The 17,700-nt window shown below is 56.0% G+C and carries 19 protein-coding genes; 12 read left to right on the top strand and 7 right to left on the bottom strand.

Features of this window, described 5'->3' with window-relative positions:
* Positions 1–137: 137 nt before the first annotated feature.
* Both LEP6406_RS0220780 and cysS read right to left on the bottom strand, forming a co-directional pair.
* Positions 138–1,163: a hypothetical protein gene (locus tag LEP6406_RS0220780; RefSeq protein WP_008314092.1), complete on the bottom strand. Its 1,026-nt coding sequence runs from the start codon at positions 1,161–1,163 to the stop codon at positions 138–140.
* A gap of 295 nt (positions 1,164–1,458) precedes the next feature.
* A complete protein-coding gene (cysS, locus tag LEP6406_RS0220775) occupies positions 1,459–2,940 on the bottom strand; it encodes a cysteine--tRNA ligase (RefSeq protein ID WP_008314089.1) in 1,482 nt (493 codons plus the stop codon).
* A gap of 211 nt (positions 2,941–3,151) precedes the next feature.
* Here cysS and thrS point away from each other — a divergent pair, with 211 nt between their 5' ends.
* The 5 genes from thrS to LEP6406_RS0220750 all read left to right on the top strand — a co-directional run bounded on the left by thrS (position 3,152) and on the right by LEP6406_RS0220750 (position 7,108).
* Positions 3,152–5,023, top strand: a complete 1,872-nt coding sequence (thrS, locus tag LEP6406_RS0220770; protein WP_008314086.1) for a threonine--tRNA ligase — start codon at positions 3,152–3,154, stop codon at positions 5,021–5,023.
* A 311-nt stretch (positions 5,024–5,334) separates the two neighbouring features.
* Entirely contained in the window at positions 5,335–5,592 is a 258-nt protein-coding gene (locus LEP6406_RS0220765; protein WP_008314084.1) for a hypothetical protein, read from the top strand.
* Positions 5,593–5,595: 3 nt separating this feature from the next.
* On the top strand, positions 5,596–5,976 hold the full coding sequence (locus LEP6406_RS0220760; RefSeq protein ID WP_008314082.1) for a DUF1636 family protein: 381 nt from the start codon (positions 5,596–5,598) through the stop codon (positions 5,974–5,976).
* Positions 5,977–6,018: 42 nt separating this feature from the next.
* Positions 6,019–6,213, top strand: a complete 195-nt coding sequence (locus LEP6406_RS0220755) for a hypothetical protein (protein WP_008314080.1) — start codon at positions 6,019–6,021, stop codon at positions 6,211–6,213.
* 1 nt (position 6,214) lies between these two features.
* Complete coding sequence (locus tag LEP6406_RS0220750; protein ID WP_008314078.1) at positions 6,215–7,108, top strand: formylglycine-generating enzyme family protein; 894 nt, start codon at positions 6,215–6,217, stop codon at positions 7,106–7,108.
* Positions 7,109–7,456: 348 nt separating this feature from the next.
* Here LEP6406_RS0220750 and LEP6406_RS0220740 read toward each other — a convergent pair whose 3' ends face one another.
* The gene (locus LEP6406_RS0220740; RefSeq protein WP_008314076.1) at positions 7,457–7,867 is read right to left on the bottom strand and encodes a site-specific integrase; all 411 of its coding nucleotides are present in this window, start codon (positions 7,865–7,867) and stop codon (positions 7,457–7,459) included.
* Between the two features lie 234 nt (positions 7,868–8,101).
* On the opposite strand from LEP6406_RS0220740, the gene LEP6406_RS0220735 reads away from it, so the two are divergent.
* Both LEP6406_RS0220735 and LEP6406_RS0220730 read left to right on the top strand, forming a co-directional pair.
* Positions 8,102–8,611 carry a TIGR02652 family protein gene (locus LEP6406_RS0220735; RefSeq protein ID WP_008314074.1) on the top strand — a complete coding sequence of 170 codons (510 nt, stop codon included), beginning with the start codon at positions 8,102–8,104 and terminating at the stop codon, positions 8,609–8,611.
* Positions 8,612–8,621: 10 nt separating this feature from the next.
* Complete coding sequence (locus LEP6406_RS0220730) at positions 8,622–9,689, top strand: WD40 repeat domain-containing protein (protein WP_008314072.1); 1,068 nt, start codon at positions 8,622–8,624, stop codon at positions 9,687–9,689.
* A 67-nt stretch (positions 9,690–9,756) separates the two neighbouring features.
* Here the strand turns inward: LEP6406_RS0220730 and LEP6406_RS0220725 are convergent, their stop codons facing one another.
* Both LEP6406_RS0220725 and yidD read right to left on the bottom strand, forming a co-directional pair.
* Positions 9,757–9,900, bottom strand: a complete 144-nt coding sequence (locus LEP6406_RS0220725) for a chlorophyll a/b-binding protein (protein ID WP_008314069.1) — start codon at positions 9,898–9,900, stop codon at positions 9,757–9,759.
* Between the two features lie 96 nt (positions 9,901–9,996).
* Positions 9,997–10,293: a membrane protein insertion efficiency factor YidD gene (gene yidD, locus LEP6406_RS29105; protein WP_008314068.1), complete on the bottom strand. Its 297-nt coding sequence runs from the start codon at positions 10,291–10,293 to the stop codon at positions 9,997–9,999.
* A gap of 265 nt (positions 10,294–10,558) precedes the next feature.
* Here yidD and LEP6406_RS0220710 point away from each other — a divergent pair, with 265 nt between their 5' ends.
* The 4 genes from LEP6406_RS0220710 (at position 10,559) to LEP6406_RS0220695 (ending at position 15,450) form a co-directional block, all read left to right on the top strand.
* Positions 10,559–11,362, top strand: a complete 804-nt coding sequence (locus tag LEP6406_RS0220710) for a nickel/cobalt transporter (RefSeq protein ID WP_008314066.1) — start codon at positions 10,559–10,561, stop codon at positions 11,360–11,362.
* 83 nt (positions 11,363–11,445) lie between these two features.
* The gene (locus LEP6406_RS0220705; protein WP_008314064.1) at positions 11,446–12,384 is read left to right on the top strand and encodes a cobalamin-binding protein; all 939 of its coding nucleotides are present in this window, start codon (positions 11,446–11,448) and stop codon (positions 12,382–12,384) included.
* 293 nt (positions 12,385–12,677) lie between these two features.
* Positions 12,678–13,796 carry an NAD(P)/FAD-dependent oxidoreductase gene (locus LEP6406_RS0220700; RefSeq protein ID WP_008314063.1) on the top strand — a complete coding sequence of 373 codons (1,119 nt, stop codon included), beginning with the start codon at positions 12,678–12,680 and terminating at the stop codon, positions 13,794–13,796.
* Positions 13,759–15,450, top strand: coding sequence for a nucleoside recognition domain-containing protein (locus LEP6406_RS0220695; protein WP_263971205.1), 1,692 nt, complete (start codon positions 13,759–13,761; stop codon positions 15,448–15,450). Before LEP6406_RS0220700 ends, LEP6406_RS0220695 begins: the two co-directional genes overlap by 38 nt.
* Positions 15,451–15,481: 31 nt before the next feature.
* Here the strand turns inward: LEP6406_RS0220695 and LEP6406_RS0220690 are convergent, their stop codons facing one another.
* Complete coding sequence (locus LEP6406_RS0220690) at positions 15,482–16,093, bottom strand: cysteine dioxygenase family protein (protein ID WP_008314059.1); 612 nt, start codon at positions 16,091–16,093, stop codon at positions 15,482–15,484.
* 491 nt (positions 16,094–16,584) lie between these two features.
* Between LEP6406_RS0220690 and LEP6406_RS33075 the strand changes: the two genes are divergently transcribed.
* On the top strand, positions 16,585–16,896 hold the full coding sequence (locus LEP6406_RS33075) for a hypothetical protein (RefSeq protein ID WP_155834734.1): 312 nt from the start codon (positions 16,585–16,587) through the stop codon (positions 16,894–16,896).
* 197 nt (positions 16,897–17,093) lie between these two features.
* Here the strand turns inward: LEP6406_RS33075 and LEP6406_RS33070 are convergent, their stop codons facing one another.
* Positions 17,094–17,261, bottom strand: coding sequence for a hypothetical protein (locus tag LEP6406_RS33070; RefSeq protein ID WP_008314056.1), 168 nt, complete (start codon positions 17,259–17,261; stop codon positions 17,094–17,096).
* Positions 17,262–17,700 lie beyond the last annotated feature (439 nt).

Raw genomic sequence — 17,700 nt, 5'->3', positions numbered from 1 at the left:
GGTATTCCAGGGCTAGGGTGTGTGGACAATTAACGGAAAAAACCTTGCGGGGTAGGCATGACCACGCCCTACTGAAATCAAGCTAGGGGCTGTAACCGCCCCATAACCACGGATCTGGCTTGGATTGTCCACAGCCCCTAGAACTGCTGGCCAATATAAATAGAGCGCACCTCTCCATTCCGGCGCACTACCGCTTCACCATCAGATACCGACACCAAAGACCAACCGCTACTACCAATGCGCTCGCCGATGTATACGCGCTGGGGCACGCCGCTAATTTCAAACAATGCGGCTGAACGATCTCCCAATTCCAGAATTCCCACCAGAGTATGGACAGCAACAGGGGTCGCCGAGGGGACGGGGAGTCCTGAACTACTGGGAGCCGCTGGGGCTGTACCGCTGGCAACGGGTGCTGGCCCGGTTTGGTAGGGAATGTAAACCCGTTCAATCACATTAATCTGGGCTGGGCCACCGGGAAGGGCGACCCCAGGGGGGAGCGTACCGCCTAGGGGGGGGAGCCCTAGAGGAGAGCCATTGAAGGCTATGGGTACCTCGGGAATGCCAAGGCCCGGACCCGCTGTCGAAGCTGTCGCATCCTGGGAAATCACCTCTAGGGATCGGCGCAAATATTCCAAAAACTCTACATCAGGACTCGTGGCGACCGTTGCCGGGGCTGGAGCCGTCACCACCGCTGGGGTGGTCATCTGGCGCTGGTAGGACCACCACAGGCCCAAGGTCGCTGCCAAGGACAACCCTGCTGCCCCTAGCAAAAGGCGATTGCCACTCCAGCGGTGCCACCAGCGCCGCTGATCTGGCATCGCCTCAGCGGGGACATTCGCTGTGGCAAGGGCGTAGGGTAAGGTCATGTCGTTGAGGGCTTCCCCAGTGCTCAAGGGAGCGGCAGTGGGGAGAAGCACAGAGGACATTCCCCCAGCACCAAAGGCCATCGCCGAAAATTCAGGAGTGGAAAATCCAGGGACAGAACCAGCCTCCTCCGTCAAAGGATTCTGGAGACTTTTCAAGGCGTCGGCGTCTCCTTCCAAGGCCCGATCCACCCCATCAAAGATCTCGTCCATGAGGCGATCGGCATACAGATCTACCAATTGCCTTGGATCGCCCTCCGCTATGGCCGGATCGAGTAGGGAAGTTTGGGTGTCAGTCATAGGGTCTTCTCAGCGTAGATCTGTAGGAACTCAGTGCGGCTATGGTAACGCTGGTTTAGGTTCAAGGATTGCCTAGAGGGTAGCAATTTCCCCGTTGATGCACTCACTTTGCAATGATTTGCAATGAATTGTTAAGTGAGTGCGCCAGACTATACCAAGTTCCCGCCTGAACTCGTCACCCCCCATAGATATTGTGGGCGTAGGGGCGAACGACTGTTCGCCCTCCGTAGGATGTTGGGCAATGAAACGGCTGTTCGCCCTCCGTGGAATGGTGGGCAATGAATCGAACACCCGATTAGGGGCGGTGCCAACGCACCGCCCCATGCGGTTGATCCACCACCACAACGCCCACCCCAGCCAAGCGATCACGGATCCGATCCGCCGTGGCAAAATCCCGCTGTTGACGGGCCTGTTGGCGCTGTTGGATTAACTCAGCGATCGCTGAATCATCCACTAGCGGGGGGGCCTCAACCGGGCGATCCCCCTTTTCCTTGGCCTCCAACCCTAACACCTGCCCCAACCCCACTAGGGTCTGCCACTGATGCCAGAGATGATCTGGCTCCACCTGGGTCTTGCCCTCGTGAAGGAGGCGATTCCCCTCCCGCTGCAACCCCTTGGCTAGGTCAAACAGTACCGCCAGCCCCTCCGAGGTATTCAGGTCATGATCCAAAGCCCGCTGAAATGCCTGCACCCAGGTATTCTCCTCAGTGGGAGACAGGGTCACGGGGGGCTGGAGAGATGCCCAGCCTAGGGTTTTGCCATGGCGATCGCCAAACTGTAATCCCGCCTTCAACGTATGCCAGCCCTGAACCGCCGTAGCGATCGCTGTCGCCGTAAAATCCAATGGCTTGCGGTAGTGCCCTTGTAGCACAAACAACCGTACGGCCATCGGCTCCACCGGCTGCGGGTAGGGTGCCCACCGCCCCCCCAGCAAATCCCGAAGGGTGGTGAAATTGCCCAGGGACTTAGACATTTTCTCCCCCCCCACAGTCACCATGCCGTTGTGGAGCCAATAACGGGCTAGGGGTTGGCCATGGGCCGCTTGGGATTGGGCAATTTCATTGTCATGGTGGGGAAACACCAAATCCCCGCCGCCGCCATGGATATCAATGGTGAGGCCCAACTGCGATCGAATCATGGCCGAGCATTCAATATGCCAGCCTGGTCGCCCCGGCCCCCACGGGGAATCCCAAGCCGGTTCCCCTGGCTTTGCCCCCTTCCACAAGACAAAATCCGCCGGGTTGGCCTTGGCAGTAGCCACCAAAGCCCGACCACTGGCCCCCACCTGCATCCCCTCCAGGGAGCGCCCCGACAACTGCCCATACTCCGCAAACTGGGCCACTCGGTAATACACATCCCCCCCTGCTGCGTAGGCATAGCCCTTGGCCTCCAACTGCCGAATCAGGGCATGAATGTCTTCAATGTGTTCCGTGACCCGAGGATAGACTTGGGCATCCAGTATGTTGAGCCGACGCATATCCTCAAAATAGTGCTGGATATAGCGATCGGATACCGCTGCCATGGTCGTTCCTTCGGCCTGGGCGCGGTGCAGAATTTTGTCATCGATATCAGTGAAATTCTGCACATACCGGACACCATAGCCCTGCCACTGCAAATAGCGCCGCAGGACATCCCAGGTCAAGTAGGAACGCCCATGGCCCAAGTGGCAATCATCATAGACCGTCACCCCGCAGCAATAGATGCTCACTTGCCCCGGCAGGATAGGAATAAAGGGTTGTGGTTGCTTTGTGAGGGTGTTGTACAGGGTGAGGGCCATGGTATCTATATTGCTGTGCTGTTATGAGCCGTTTAGGATTCCTTCGCGAGCCAATCGGTGAATCTTGAGGGAATATTTGAGGAAATATTTGAGGGAAAAATGGAAGATCTGGGAACTTACCCCACCCATACTCTCCCCTCCCCCTATCACGGTAGACTAATCACGGTAGACTAAAAATGATAATCAATCTCATTTTACATTTTAGCCTGCCATGGTCAGCCAATTGAGCCACCAGCCCGCCATTGATGCCCTGTCTCCCAGGGATCCCCAGCGGTTGCTGCGCATTCGCCACACCTGCGCCCACGTGCTAGCCATGGCCGTCCAGCGGCTCTTCCCTGAGGCCAAGGTCACCATTGGCCCCTGGACTGAAACCGGCTTCTACTACGACTTTGATCGTCCCGCTCCCTTCACTCCCGAAGACCTGACCCTGATCACCCAGGAGATGGGGCGCATCATCCGCGCCAACCTGCCGATCATTCGTGAAACCGTAGAGCGGGAGGCGCTCCGGGCTACCATCACCCAACTCAACGAACCCTATAAACTGGAAATTCTTGATAGAATCCCCCCAGCAGAGCCCATCACCCGCTACTACATCGGCTGCCCCGATGGGGGTGTGCCCCTGGGGACAACGGATCCTTCCCTATTCGATGCCCCTTCGGCCCCGATTCCCTCCCCCATGCCCTGCTGGTGGGATCTCTGTGCGGGCCCCCACCTCAACAACACCGGGGAAATTGACCCCGCCGCCTTTGCCCTAGAAAGTGTGGCCGGAGCCTACTGGCGCGGGGATGAAACCCAGCCCCAACTCCAGCGCATCTATGGTACCGCTTGGGAAACCCCCGAGCAGCTACAAGCCTATCTCACCCAAAAGGAAGAGGCCAAGCGCCGCGACCATCGTCGCCTGGGTCAAGACCTAGACCTGTTCAGCATTCAGGAAGCGGCAGGGGGCGGCTTAGTGTTCTGGCACCCCAAGGGGGCGCGAATGCGGTTATTGATCGAAGACTACTGGCGCAATGCCCATCTGGCGGCCAGCTATGACCTGCTTTACACTCCCCACATTGCCAACCTCGACTTATGGAAGACCTCGGGCCACTTTGAGTTCTACCGAGACAACATGTTTGACTCGATGGCGATTGAATCGCAGCAGTACCAGCTCAAACCGATGAACTGCCCCTTTCATGTTTTGACCTATCAAAATCGGCTGCACTCCTATCGGGAACTGCCCCTGCGCTGGGCCGAGTTGGGCACGGTCTACCGCTACGAGCGCTCGGGGGTGCTGCACGGCCTGATGCGGGTGCGGGGCTTTACCCAAGATGACGCCCATGTGTTTTGCCTGCCGGAGCAGGTGAGCGATGAAATCTTGGCGGTGCTGGATCTAACCGAGCAGATTTTGTCAGACTTTGGCTTTACCGAGTACGAGGTTAATTTATCCACCCGTCCAGATAAATCGGTGGGGGCCGATGCCATCTGGGACTTGGCCACCGATGCCCTGCGACAGGCCCTCGCTCGCAAGGGCTGGGACTATGTCACCGACGAGGGCGGCGGTGCTTTCTATGGCCCCAAAATCGATATCAAAATTCGCGATGCTATCGGTCGCCTGTGGCAGTGCTCCACCATTCAGGTGGACTTTAACCTGCCGGAGCGGTTTGACCTGCACTATGTTGCTGCCGACGGCTCACGGCAGCGCCCAATCATGATTCACCGGGCCATTTTTGGCTCGTTAGAGCGGTTCTTTGGCATTTTGGTGGAGAACTACGCCGGAGATTTCCCCCTGTGGCTGGCCCCGGTGCAGCTGCGGTTGCTGCCGGTGAGCGATGGCCAGCGTGACTATGCCAATGGGGTGGCCCAGACCCTGAAACAGCAGGGCTACCGGGTGGAGGTCGATGCCAGCGGCGATCGCCTCGGCAAGCAAATTCGCACCGCCGAGCTGGCAAAAATTCCAGTGGTGGCGGTGGTGGGTAAGCGAGAGGTAGAACAGCAGACCCTGAGTGTGCGGACTCGTCATAGTGGGGATCTAGGAGCATTGACGGTAGTCGAGGTGCAGGGGCGGATGGAGGGGGCGATCGCGGATCGGGGGAGGGTTTAAGGTCTTTTTTGACGACCACTGCTTTGTCTTACGCCAGGGTGACCCTATCGGTGAAAGGTTGGCAGTAGTAGCCAAAGAGCAAAATATTGTGCTGATGATGTGTGACATGTGTGCTCTGGAGCGGAATTTAGCTGGGGACGGACCCTGTTGGGGTACGCCTACCGGAACCGGGCGCAAAGAACCAGGACATTGTGCCGTCAGATATGTGGTGGAGAGGGTGACGGTGGGTTGTTTCCCCGATCTCTACCCTGCCCTCAGCGGCAACATACCCGACCAAGTGATTACCCTATAGCCCAGTGTCAACCTCTACCATGGACTTATTTTCTCAACCCAAATCCACTGTTGATCCGGCGGTTTTACAGCGGCTTAAGGCTCAGATTGCGGAACTGCTCAAGTTAGATGCAGAAACGACTATTTCTATCAATCAGCTTCAGTGTCGAGAACCTGGCTGCCCGCCGGTAGAAACGGCTATCATCATCCTCACCCAGCCGACGCAGCAGTACAAAATCCACAAAGCTATTGGCGATATCAGTACGGCAGATGTAATCAAAGCAGTTCAAGGGAGCTAAACCATGGCCCACCATGCCCTATTTGTTTGCACCTCCTGCGCCTTTTCAGCAACCCAGCGAGAGCACCTGGGCTACCGAGGGGGATACCATCTCTGCCAACAGTTGCAGCAATTACAGCAGCAGGGGCACCTACCGCCCGACTTTACCCTTGAGGCGGTGGAATGCCTCAGCGCCTGCCATCGGTTTTGTGCGATCGCCCTGGCTGCCCCTCAAAAAACCACGCTGATGTTTGGCGATTTGCCACCGCTGGAGAGTGCTGGCGCGATCGCGAAATTGGCCATCCAATACGCTGCCAGCCCTAACGGCTTGGTGCCGCGCCAATTACGTCCTGAGCCCCTGCAAAAAGGCATCTTGGCAAGAATTCCGCCCTGGCCTCAACCCTAACCAAAGACAAGATATTACCATAGTCAATCTAGTCGGAAATTAATGACGATGACAACCATTCAGCACTATGCAACGAACTACATTGAAAACGCCAAAGTAACTTTGGTGACTTCATCACAAGCAATTGAGGCGAAATCGGTAGAATATTGTATTGCCAGTGGGTATGTCAAAGTAATCACTCAAGATGACAAGACGTTGATTACCCACATCAGTAATGTCGTGATTGAAGTGACCTGATGTGACAGGCGTAACGTCCTTTGAGTTTGAGACGGTTTATCTCAACGGATTGGGTCAAGTCAGCGACTCTGCTCGCCATACTGGAATCTGTTTCACGGAAAAACTGGCACTGGGAGTCAATCTAGAATTAATTTGGATTCCAGGTGGATCGTTTTTAATGGGGGCTACTCCTGATGAAATAGAGCATTCCCCAGATGAAATACCTCAACATCCTGTGGCCGTGAATGGTTTTTGGATGGGTAAGTTTTTGGTGACACAGGCTCAGTGGAGAGCGATCGCTGATCTCCCTTTAATTCATGATGAACTAGAGCCAATTTCCGCCTGCCACCGGGGAGCTGATTATCCAGTTGAGCAAATCTCCTGGTTTGAAGCGATCGAATTTTGTGAAAGACTAGTAGCCAAAACAGGTCGTTCTTATCGATTCCCCAGCGAAGCAGAATGGGAATACGCCTGTCGTGCTGGAACTTCTACCCCATTTCATTTTGGAGATGTCCTCAATCGATCGGCGGCAAATTACAACAGTCAAGCGAGAGGCAGTAAGATCCAAAAATATGGGAAGCAGACAACCCCCGTCGGCAGCTTTGGGATCGCCAATGCGTTTGGGTTGTACGATATGCATGGCAATGTTTACGAATGGTGTGTAGATCATTGGCATGTCAACTACTATGGCGCTCCAACCGATGGTACAGCCTGGATTTGGGATGGAGATTCAACTCGACGAGTGATTCGTGGTGGCTCCTGGCATGATGTTGTCGCAAATTGTCGATCGGCGTTTCGGGCTCCAGATGATGCAGAGGATGGGCATGATGACTTGGGATTTCGAGTTGTTTGTCAAGATCTAGGCATTCCGGAGCAGCCTGACATTGGGGCATCGTTCCGGCGCTATGTTGACTAAAATCGATACTATTTCCTTCATCGATCTAGAGCTTGACTATGGTGTTACAACAGCCTGCTCGTTTCATTCCGATTCCACCCTTGGAGAGTGGCGATCGCCTGACTGGCGCTGAGGCAGAATACCTATCGCTGCAATGGGGTACAGGAATATTTGGTATGGCAAACCTTTGAGAATCGCTTCAGAGGGTGTTTGAATAGGATAATGGAGGTGCTGAATGAGCTGCAAACTGGAATTGCTGACCCAATTCATCAAGCATTTGTGCGGGACTTGGCAGAGCGTGCTGCTTTGCAGTATCTGCAAGGGTCATGCAATCTTGAATGAGCTTGTCAATCAGATGCCGTATGATAGCTACTTCAAGGCATCTAGCACTTTTTGATAGGTCATGGCTTTTTCGGCAGCCAAAAACTGAAAAAACTTCCGTAGTGCTACCCGTAAATCACTTTCCCTTGCCGAATCCATCACCTTCCGCTTGTACCAACTGCGAAAGTGACTATTCACCATTCCTTTGGTGATGTCTTCAAGCTGCTCGGCATCGGTGTAGCCACAAATAAAGTGGATAAACAAATCCACGATACCCGTATGCTTCCGAACCGTTTTACGAACGTATTTGGTGGCTAAATACTCACCAAATTCCTGATTCAACTGCTCCAAGGATTCACGAAACGGTGCCCTGGCAGCCTCTGCTTTTTGCAGTGCCTCAAAGTACTCGTTGATTTTGTCGCCTGGAATCACGACCCGACCGGTGAAAACCCTTGCCACAATGTCTCTGCTCCATCACTTGACGTTAAGTTTAACATCTGAATCTGTTCGGGAATCAGGTGATCGGCTCTGAATAGCAATCGCTGAATTTCCTTTCCAGCCAAGAGTCAGGAAAAGCGCTAACAATTCTCAGTCCCCATGCTTTATTGTGATAATGATTATCATTCTAGTCACCCTTGAGCCTCATGGAAAAGCCGGAAGCGTTTGCGTCATCTTGCAACAGTAATAAACACCATGCTGCACCCCGCCATCGACTACCCCGCCTTTGGCCCAGAGATTCGGTGCCCCCACTGCCACCGCACCATTCCGGCCCTGTTTCTCACCGATACCTACCTGTGCCCCAGGCATGGTGCCTTTGCGGTCAGCACCACCGGTGAGTTGATTCATGTCGTGTCGGGCCGCTGCTGGCACCAGTGGGAGAGCCTCTGGTATCGCCAGCACATTCACGTCGATGGCCTGCGGTTTGAGATCGGCGAAGCCCTCGACCAACTGCATCGCCAGGGCCGCAGGGCTACCCAAATCACCATTGCCCAGCGCTATCAAACCCTATTCGATGGCGGCATGGGCCGAGAGTCGCCCTCCCTTAAGCGGCTATATCCCCTGGGACATAAGCTGTTTGGCATTCCCCTATTGTTTAGCCCTCTGCCCCAGGTAGCCCCCCGCTGGACGAGCGTGAACTTTGAGCTCACCACCGTCGCAGACTCGGTTGCTCAACTCAGCTATCCCCGATTTAGAACCCGCTAATTGCCCAGCTATGGCCCTTTCTCGAAAACCCCTAGTAGAGCTCAGTGCCCAGCACGCCCTGGCAGATTATGTCACTGCGCTGGCCTGGTCACCTGTGGGCAATACCCTGGCGATCGCCAGTGGCGGCGGCGAGGTGTCGCTACTGCAAAACTTCCTGGCAGTGCCACTGCAACCGGGCAGTGGTCTCTCGATCGATGCCCTTGACTTCTCTGGCGATGGCCAATGGCTGGCCGCAGCGGGGCAAGCGGGCAATGTCACCCTTTGGCAGATGCACAACGAGTTGCCCCACGAGATAGATAGTCTGGAATGCGGTTCTGCCTGGGTTGACCGACTTCAGTGGCATCCCCAGGAAAATTGGCTGGCTTTCAACCGGGGAAAGACCGTCCAAATTTGGGATGCTGATCGCGCGGAGATCCTCACCAGCTTAGTGCTGCCTGCTCATGTCCAAGATTTAGGCTGGTCTCCCAATGGGGACCATTTTGCAGTCTCGGCCCAGCAGCAGGTTTATATTTGGGCGGTACCCCAGTGGCAAAAGCCCCGCTACCAATGGGAGCTACTGTCTGCCAGTCGGCGCTTGCAATGGTCGCCAGAGGGGGCGTACTTAGCCTCAGCCAATCAAGACAATAGCGTGGGCGTGCTGACCTGGGCTCAGGTGCATTGTTTGCAGCAGACGCCGGTTGCCCCGACAGACTTACCGACGTTGCTTCAGGGGTTTCCGGGCAAGGTGCGCCAGCTGGCTTGGGCCGACATTCCCGATGCGGATAAGTCACCGATTTTAGCGGCGGCTACCCGCGAACTGGTGGTGATGGGGGTGCTGGTGCCAGGAGAAGATTGGGAAAGCTGGCTGCTGGATCTGCACAGCGGCACTGTACTAGATGTGGCCTTTCAGCCCAAGACGGGCCTGCTGGCTTCCCTCTCGGAGGATGGCTGGATTATTTTGTGGCAAGCCGCTGTGAATGCGGCCCAAATTTTAGAGGGGGCTCAAGAGGGATTCTCTGCCCTGGCCTGGCATCCTGGGGGGCAGCATTTGGCGGCTGGAGGGCAGCAAGGGGAGGTGCTGGTGTGGTCAGCAGTGTAAAGACATTGAAAAGCCGGGGTGTGCAAACGCACCCCGGCTAAAGAAATCTGAGACTGGGCTCGGCAGCTTACATGAGGCCAATTTGAGACAAAATGCCTTGGCCGGTCAAAATCTCGGTGGCAACCCCGATCACAAAACCCAGCATGGCTAGGCGACCGTTCCAGGTTTCTGCAAAGTTAACAAACCCAAACTTACTTTCGTTGTTTTCCATGACCGTTAATCTCCCATTTGTTAAGGGCTTCACTTTTCAAATCTTCTTTGCAAGAATTAACACAATAATCTCGGTCTGGCTAGGGCGGTTGAACCATTAGCGATCGCGCCACCGTTTCGGTACTTGGGCAGATTTCTCGATGGCGCGACTCAGAGGCATCGTGTCCACCGTCCAGAACACCTCTGGCACGGGGTCATAGCCGCCGGGGTGGAAGGGGTGGCACCGCAAAATGCGGCGAATCGCCAGCCAGCTTCCTTTTAGGGCTCCGTAGCGAGCGATCGCCTCCAGAGCATATTGCGAGCAGGTGGGGGTAAACCGACAGGTGGGCGGCAACAGCGGCGATAAAACCATCCGATAGCCTTGAATCAGCCAAGTCAGCAGGGTTTGGAGCATGGCTTTAGAGGAGCGGGAACGATCCTGTCGTGGGGAGATTGGACAAAACTATGATAATGATTATCATTCTATTAATCAAATCCGCAGCATTGATCAGCACTCTGTCCGGGTATCAGCGTAAGCCGAGACAATATGGGTTCCGAGGAATTCAGGAGTCAGGAGTCAGAATCCAGTACTCTCCTAGGTTCTGGCTCCTAACTCCTCCCCCAGAGATTTGTCCCGCTTTGAGTTGATACCCCTCTGTCCTAGACCGGAGACTATCGCCATGGCCCTATGCCCGATATTGCCGCCCCTGCTGGCCCACCTGGAAGCAGTCAGCCAGCTGACCCAGCTTTTAGGCGCTCAGCCTAGACCAGGGGCGATCGCCCTGGGCATGGCGATCGCCTTTGGCTTTGGTGCCGTTCACGCCCTGTCTCCCGGCCACGGCAAAACCCTGGTGGGGGCTTATTTGGTGGGCAGTCGCGGTACCCCAGGGGCGGCACTGTGGTTGGGCATTACCACCACGGTGACCCACATGGCGACGGTGTTTGCGCTGGGGGTGGCAACGCTGTTGGCCTCGCAGTATATCGTTCTTGATCGGGTGTATCCCATTTTGGGGGCGCTTAGCGGGGTGGTGATTTGTCTGGTCGGCCTCAAGCTGCTGGCCGTGCGCCTGAGGTCTGATCACCACCACAGCCATGGCCCCCCCGATCATCATCACGATTCTGATCACCATCACCATAATCACGACCACCACCACCATGATCACAACCACCATCACCCAGAAGACTGGCGATCGCTGGTGGCAGTTGGCATCTCAGGTGGCCTAGTGCCCTGCCCTTCGGCCCTGGTGCTGCTGCTGACTGCCATCGCGCTCCACCAAATCACCTATGGCCTGGTGCTGGTGGGCTGGTTTAGCCTGGGTCTGGCCTCAATGCTGACGGCGTTGGGGCTGGTTGCCGTCTACGCTCGGCAGTGGTTAGAAGAAACATCCATCGCTGCTGGTCTGATGAAGCGGTTGTCTGTGGTCAGCGCGATCGTCACAGTCTGTGTGGGAGTAGGGGTGGCCACAGCAGCGATATCGGGATAGAGGCACCCGATCACCCCAATTTTCCAATCGCGTAAAATTCCTACAGAGCGATAAACACTGTCTCCACCCAAGGTCGTCACTTTATGCCATTCTCCCCCCGGATTATCTCCCTCATCCCCAGTGCCACTGAAATTGTCTATGGTCTTGGGCTGGGGGAGTTCTTGGTGGGCCGTAGCCACGAGTGCGACTATCCCTGCGCCGTTCAAGCCCTGCCGGTCTGTACGGCCCCTAAATTCAACCCCGCTGGCGATAGTGCCACCATTCATCAGCGGGTTACCGACCTCCTCACCTCTGCTCTCAGCGTCTATTGGGTCAACCTGGAGGTTCTAGAGGCCCTAAAACCCACCCACATTGTCACCCAGGCCCAGTGTGAGGTGTGCGCTGTCAGCCTGGGAGAGGTAGAGGCGGCGGTGGCTCAGCTCACCCAGAGTCATCCCCAGATTATTTCCCTCGAACCCAACCGACTGGCAGAGGTCTGGACGGATATTGAACGCATTGGCACAACCCTCTTAGGAGAGGCCGCGCCCACCAAAACAGCAGCGGTTTTAGCCGATCTCCAGTGCCGCCTTCAGTCCTGCGCCCACCGAGCCGCGACCGTGACCCCGCAGCCAACGGTCGTCTGCATCGAATGGACAGAACCGCTGATGGCCGCCGGTAACTGGGTGCCCGAGCTGGTTCAACTTGCCGGTGGCCAGTGTCTATTGGCCACCGCCGGTCACCATTCGCCCTGGATGTCTTGGGAAGAATTGGCCGCTGCCGACCCCGATGTGATCGTCATCATGCCCTGTGGCTACGACCTAGCGGTCACCCGTCGAGAGGCCCAGGCGTTGGCCAACCATCCAACCTGGGAAACCCTAAGGGCGGTGCGCCAGCAGCGGGTCTACATTACCGATGGCAACCAGTACTTCAACCGTCCAGGGCCGCGCCTGGTGGATTCCCTAGAAATTTTGGCCGAGATTTTTCACCCCGAGCAGTTCGACTTTGGCCATCGGGGTTCGGGCTGGCTGCCCTGGGCCGGGTAGCCTTTATTTCTATCGAAGTCGTTGGCTTTGCCGCCCCAAGGGGGCTAGATGACATCTGGGGTATCAACTCAAAGCGGGACAAATGTCGTGGGGAGAAGTTAGGAGTTAGGAGTCAGAATCTAGGAGAGTACTGGATTCTGACTCCTGACTCCTGAATTCCTCGGAGCCCATATTGTCTCGGCTTACGTTGATGCCGGACATCTGTAGTCTTATTGCGGGGAATTGGTATTACTCTAGTTGCACGAAAGAATGATAATCATTATCATTTTGTAGGTATTCCCTCTGGTATTCCTGTGGCCAAATCAAGCGTTCCCTATGATGTCGTCGTCGTTGGTGCGGGAGCGGCGGGAATTGGCATTGGGGTGGTGCTCCAAGAGCTAGGGGTGAAGCGGTTTGTCATCCTGGAGCGCCATCAGGTCGGCGCATCCTTCAGCCGCTGGCCCCAGGAAATGCACTTGATTACGCCGTCGTTTCCCAGCCACGGCTTTGGGCTGCTCGATCTCAATGCGGTGACGCGGCAGACCTCTCCGGCGATCGCCTTTCGGCGAGAGCATGTCAATGGCCAGCAGTACGCGGAATATTTGCAGCGGGTAGCCAGCCATTTTGATCTGCCTATCCATACGGGGATTGATGTAAAAAGCGTAGAACCGTTGTTGGGCGGTGGCTTTGCCCTGCATACTGACCTGGGTCAGTTGCGATCGCAATTTGTGATCTGGGCCGCTGGAGAATATCAGTACCCCCGCACACACACCTTTCCGGGGGCAGAGCACTGTCTGCACAACTCCCAGGTGCCCTCGTGGACTGAGCTAAAGGGCGACGATTTTATCGTCATTGGTGGCTACGAAAGCGGCATGGATGCCGCCGCCAACTTGGTCACCCTGGGCAAAACAGTCAGGGTGCTTGATCGCAGCAGCGCCTGGGCCGACCCCGATACCGACCCCAGCATTGCCCTATCGCCCTACACCGCCCAGCGGCTAGAAATGGTGTACCGCACCGGTCGCCTCGACCTGGTGGGCAATGCCGCCGTCGAAGCGGTCAAACCCGTCCCTGGCGGCTATGCCGTCTACAGCGAATACCAAAAGTGGGTGACCGCCCATCCCCCGATTCTCTGCACCGGCTTCGACACCAGCCTGAAGCTAATCGCCCCGTTGTTTGACTGGTCAGAGGGCCATGCCGCCCTCACCGATAACGATGAATCCACCCTCACCCCCGGCCTCTTTGTCGTTGGCCCCTCCGTCCGCCACGGCGATCTGATCTTTTGCTTTATTTACAAATTCCGCCAGCGGTTTGCGGTGGTAGCTAGCGCGATCGCCACCCGCCTCCGCCTCGACACCACCCCCCTAGAAACCTACCGCCGAGAAGGTCTCTTCCTCGATGACCTCTCCTGTTGCGACAACGACTGTGTTTGTTAGCCCCCCATCCCCCATGCCCACTGCCCCACCCACCCAACGCACCACCGTGATCGTCGGCAAGGAAAGTACCGGCAAATCCGAACTGGCTGCTGCGCTTACCGGACAGTCTCCCATTAGCAGCAACATTCAGGGATCAACTCTAGCCTGCGAAAGTTACCAGACCGGGGACGACATCTTGATCGACAGCCCCGGCATTCTCTTTCGCTCCGACACCGCCACCACCCGCACGGCCCTAGCCCAGCTCCAGGCCCATGACACCATCCTTCTGGTGATTAAAGCGACCCATGTCGATGACGATCTGACAGATTTGCTGCCGCTGGCGGCGGGGAAGCAGGGGATAGTGGTGATCACTTTTTGGGATAAGGTGCTGCCCTCTGACTTCACCCGGCAGGTGGTGCGTCGTTGGGAGCAGGCCTCTCAGGTCAGGTTCATTCCGGTGGATGCGCGCCATCTCCACCCCGGCCAACGCCTACAGATTTTGCAGTCGCTCCAGACCCCGGCCCCCTTTCCCCAGCAGTGGCAGCCAATTCCAGCGGGCTGGCGCATTGAACCGGTCCCCACCTGGCTAGAGCATCCTCGTTGGGGCGGACTGCTGGCGATCGCACTGCTGCTGCTGCCTGCGGTGGTCGCTGTTTGGGTAGCCAATGGTGTGGCGGGTGTACTTGACCCCCTGTTGCAGGCGGGGCTAGCCCCGCTGGCGGCATTGCTGTCACGCTTGCCGTCGCTCCCGCAGGAGATTTTGATGGGCCGCTATGGCCTGATCACTATGGGGCCGTTGTTGTTCGTCTGGGCGGTGCCCACGGTGGTTCTCTACGCCCTATTTTTGGGGGCTTACAAGGCCAGTGGACTGGTAGAGCGCCTGACCGTGGCCCTGCACCCCTGGCTGCGACCGTTTGGCCTCTCGGGGCGCGACCTGGTGCGGGTGATTATGGGGTTTGGCTGCAATGTGCCAGCGGTGATCAGTACGCGGGCCTGTTCGGGGTGTTCGCGGCAGACCTGTATCAGTGCAATCGCCTTTGGCTCGGCCTGCTCGTACCAGTTTGGGGCCACCTTGGGGGTTTTTAGTGCCGCCAATTTGCCCGGCCTAGTGGTGCCCTATTTAGCCTACCTGACCCTGACCACCCTGATTTATACGCATCTGGTTTCTCCCAAAGCCGCCCGCTCAACCCACAACACCCTGATGATCGAACGGCGCACGTTTCTGGAAGTGCCCCGCTGGTCGGCGATCTGGCGCGAGACCCAAGGTACCCTCAACCAGTTCTTCACCAACGCGATTCCTATTTTTTTGCTGATCACGCTGATTGCCTCAGTATTGGACTGGCTGGGCCTAATTACGACTCTGGCAGGGTTGATCAATCCCCTGATGGGTCTGTTTAACTTGCCCCCAGAGGCGGCCTTACCCGTCATTTTGGCCTCAATTCGCAAGGATGGTCTGCTGCTGTTTGCTGAACCGGGCACCCTCTCAGTGCTGACACCGCTACAAATTTTGACCGGGGTCTATCTGGCTGGGGTGCTGCTGCCCTGCCTGGTGACAGCCCTCACCATCGCCCGTGAGCAGTCGGTGCGGTTTGCGGCGGCGTTGATGGTGAGGCAGGCGATCGCCGCGATCCTATTCTCCCTAGCTCTAGCCTGGGGCGGTGCCGTGCTTGGGTAAAATGCTCGCCCCTCATGCCGAGACCACGGCACTAAAACAGACGGGCAGTCTGGGTCGCCAAGTCAAATTGATACCTCTGGTCCAATTGGGTCACCCCGTACAGATTGAAGGATACGGTGGGTTCGTTTCCTAAGGGTTCAACTTGGTGGATAGCTCCGGGGGTAAATGTAATGATGTCTCCCGGTCCTAAGAGTAGCTCTCCGACCGTTTCTAATCGGTGGGGGGTAGTGGGGGTGGGCGATCGTCGCCAAAACCGATTGTTTTCTTGTCCTCCAACCAGAGCTACCAAACCCCAGGTGCCATGATTATGAATGGTGGAGACGGTTCCCGGCTGCCAGGTCACCATCTGTACTGTCAGGGGAAATTGATGCTCCCGATAGAGAAAATTCACTGCCCAGCCCGTTTTGGGGTCCGGTTGATTGTGTTCCAGTTGCAGCCAGTAGGAGCTGATGAGGAGTTTACGGACTCGGGGCGCGATCGCACGGAGGCGCGCCACATCATCGGCCTCTGCGGCCAAAATATCCTCCAGTTCTGTCAGAAACCGATAGAGGCGGTAGGGGTGTTCTGGTTCTGCCACCGCCTCTACTCCTAAGGCGAGGGGTTCCCCATCGTCGGTAATGAGCCAGGTTTGATCGGTCATCATACAAAGCTCCAGTCTCTAAGGGAGCAAATCTAGGGATGCAATAGTGAGGGCTGATGTTGGGCCTGCCCCTAGAAGCAGTAACGTCTAGGGGCAGACATAGGAAATAGGATGGCCTCTTAGGGCTGGTCCTTGACCATCGCAACCCATCTTAATATTCGGGCCAGGGAACGACATGAGAGGAGCCTGGGAAATCAATGGGGCAGGACAATCTCAGTATCGAGACCCTGGAATCAGGAGATGATTTTTTAGGTGGAATACTCTAACTCCGCTAGATACCAGGAAAATCTCAGCGGTTTCTCAGTCTAGACAGGCTTAATGCTGATAGTAATTGCGGCTTACAAAAGGTCCAATTGAGAACATGTCAGGAGAAAAATGTATGAACGCCAGATATCTCAGTGCCCTTGCTATTTCCTCTGTTCTAGCCGTGGGGTTCGTTGGCTGTGGTGCTACCCCTAGTGCAGACACGACCGAAGAGGTCACCCCCGATCCCTGTGCCGCTGACCCCTGTGCTGGAAAAGCTGACCCTTGTGCTGGAAAAGCTGACCCTTGTGCTGGAAAAGCTGACCCCTGTGCTGGAAAAGCTGACCCCTGTGCTGGAAAAGCCGATCCCTGTGCTGGAAAAGCCGATCCCTGTGCTGGCAGCTAGACTACCCCCCAAGTCTGCCCTGCATAAAATGGGTAGGGTGAGACCAATAATCGGCATCACCCTACCCATAGGAGTGGAACTCAAACTTGTAGGCCATTTCCCGAAAGGCAAGATCCTAGTACTGGGCGGCGTAAATACTCTGACCGTTTCGTCGTGATACACCCCGGCCCCTCACCGTAGCCCTCTCTGAGGCAGGGAGAGGGGACCAGAAAATGTTGGACTAGTGCGGCAGAATAGCAAGCCTATTTCTGCCAGCCAGCCCTAAACCTTGCCCAAGTCCAGAAGTGGAGTTTTCCCGGTGGGGAAACTCTAGATTTCAAGCTGGACTTGGTATAGGTTAGGCGCAACATCTACTTACTTGGTCTGCTTATTCTCAATCAAGTTTTGAATCTGCTCAAGATTAGTGTCATTGCCCCACAACTTGACTGCCTGGGACACGATCACAAACAGTATCGCCGCAGTGGCTGCTAATTGTAGATAGGACCACAGTGCTGCTAGGGTTCGATTAGTGTAGATACGCATAGACTCGACTCTCCAAAAATACGTCCAGATGAGGGGCGGAAATACGTTCGGGCAAACGTTCTACAGTCCGTAGGGACATGAACCGATGGATGACCTTAGCTGGGTCAAGTTCATGTCTGGAACCACTGGGTAGAATGCGCCCTCCGCCATGCCTCCAAAACTTCCTGGGCGGCAAGGAAAGGTGCTATTCGATACCGCCTATTTCTACGATGCCCAAAAGATTTGCCCCTGTGGGGAGAAGGATAGGAACTTTATCAAAGCTTTGAAAGATAAGCTGTTGGGTGAAGTCAAGGCTATGTTCCGGGCATGAAGCGCATGGTCTGGGAGCAGTCTGTCTCTGACCCACCCGCAGGTTTACGGAAGCTAGACCTGTATCCAAATTTTCTTTACACGGACATTATTGCCCCTATCGGAAAACACGCTGTGCTTCCCTGGGGAA

Origin of the sequence: Leptolyngbya sp. PCC 6406 (assembly GCF_000332095.2) — a bacterium.
Classification (GTDB): domain Bacteria; phylum Cyanobacteriota; class Cyanobacteriia; order Phormidesmidales; family Phormidesmidaceae; genus PCC-6406.
The sequence above is the reverse complement of the archived record's forward strand: the minus strand, read 5'-3'. Positions and strand labels throughout refer to the sequence as shown.

What these genes read in the sequence shown, in the direction of transcription:
- LEP6406_RS0220755 (WP_008314080.1), top strand. Translation starts at nt 6,019, where the DNA reads ATGACGATGACAACCATTCAGCACTATGCAACGAACTACATTGAAAAC.
- cysS (WP_008314089.1), bottom strand. Translation starts at nt 2,940, where the DNA reads ATGGCCCTCACCCTGTACAACACCCTCACAAAGCAACCACAACCCTTT.
- LEP6406_RS0220690 (WP_008314059.1), bottom strand. Translation starts at nt 16,093, where the DNA reads ATGATGACCGATCAAACCTGGCTCATTACCGACGATGGGGAACCCCTC.
- LEP6406_RS0220730 (WP_008314072.1), top strand. Translation starts at nt 8,622, where the DNA reads ATGGCCCTTTCTCGAAAACCCCTAGTAGAGCTCAGTGCCCAGCACGCC.
- LEP6406_RS0220705 (WP_008314064.1), top strand. Translation starts at nt 11,446, where the DNA reads ATGCCATTCTCCCCCCGGATTATCTCCCTCATCCCCAGTGCCACTGAA.
- LEP6406_RS0220725 (WP_008314069.1), bottom strand. Translation starts at nt 9,900, where the DNA reads ATGGAAAACAACGAAAGTAAGTTTGGGTTTGTTAACTTTGCAGAAACC.
- LEP6406_RS0220780 (WP_008314092.1), bottom strand. Translation starts at nt 1,163, where the DNA reads ATGACTGACACCCAAACTTCCCTACTCGATCCGGCCATAGCGGAGGGC.
- LEP6406_RS0220735 (WP_008314074.1), top strand. Translation starts at nt 8,102, where the DNA reads ATGCTGCACCCCGCCATCGACTACCCCGCCTTTGGCCCAGAGATTCGG.
- LEP6406_RS33070 (WP_008314056.1), bottom strand. Translation starts at nt 17,261, where the DNA reads ATGCGTATCTACACTAATCGAACCCTAGCAGCACTGTGGTCCTATCTA.
- LEP6406_RS0220765 (WP_008314084.1), top strand. Translation starts at nt 5,335, where the DNA reads ATGGACTTATTTTCTCAACCCAAATCCACTGTTGATCCGGCGGTTTTA.
- LEP6406_RS0220695 (WP_263971205.1), top strand. Translation starts at nt 13,759, where the DNA reads ATGACCTCTCCTGTTGCGACAACGACTGTGTTTGTTAGCCCCCCATCC.
- LEP6406_RS0220710 (WP_008314066.1), top strand. Translation starts at nt 10,559, where the DNA reads ATGGCCCTATGCCCGATATTGCCGCCCCTGCTGGCCCACCTGGAAGCA.
- yidD (WP_008314068.1), bottom strand. Translation starts at nt 10,293, where the DNA reads ATGCTCCAAACCCTGCTGACTTGGCTGATTCAAGGCTATCGGATGGTT.
- LEP6406_RS0220760 (WP_008314082.1), top strand. Translation starts at nt 5,596, where the DNA reads ATGGCCCACCATGCCCTATTTGTTTGCACCTCCTGCGCCTTTTCAGCA.
- thrS (WP_008314086.1), top strand. Translation starts at nt 3,152, where the DNA reads ATGGTCAGCCAATTGAGCCACCAGCCCGCCATTGATGCCCTGTCTCCC.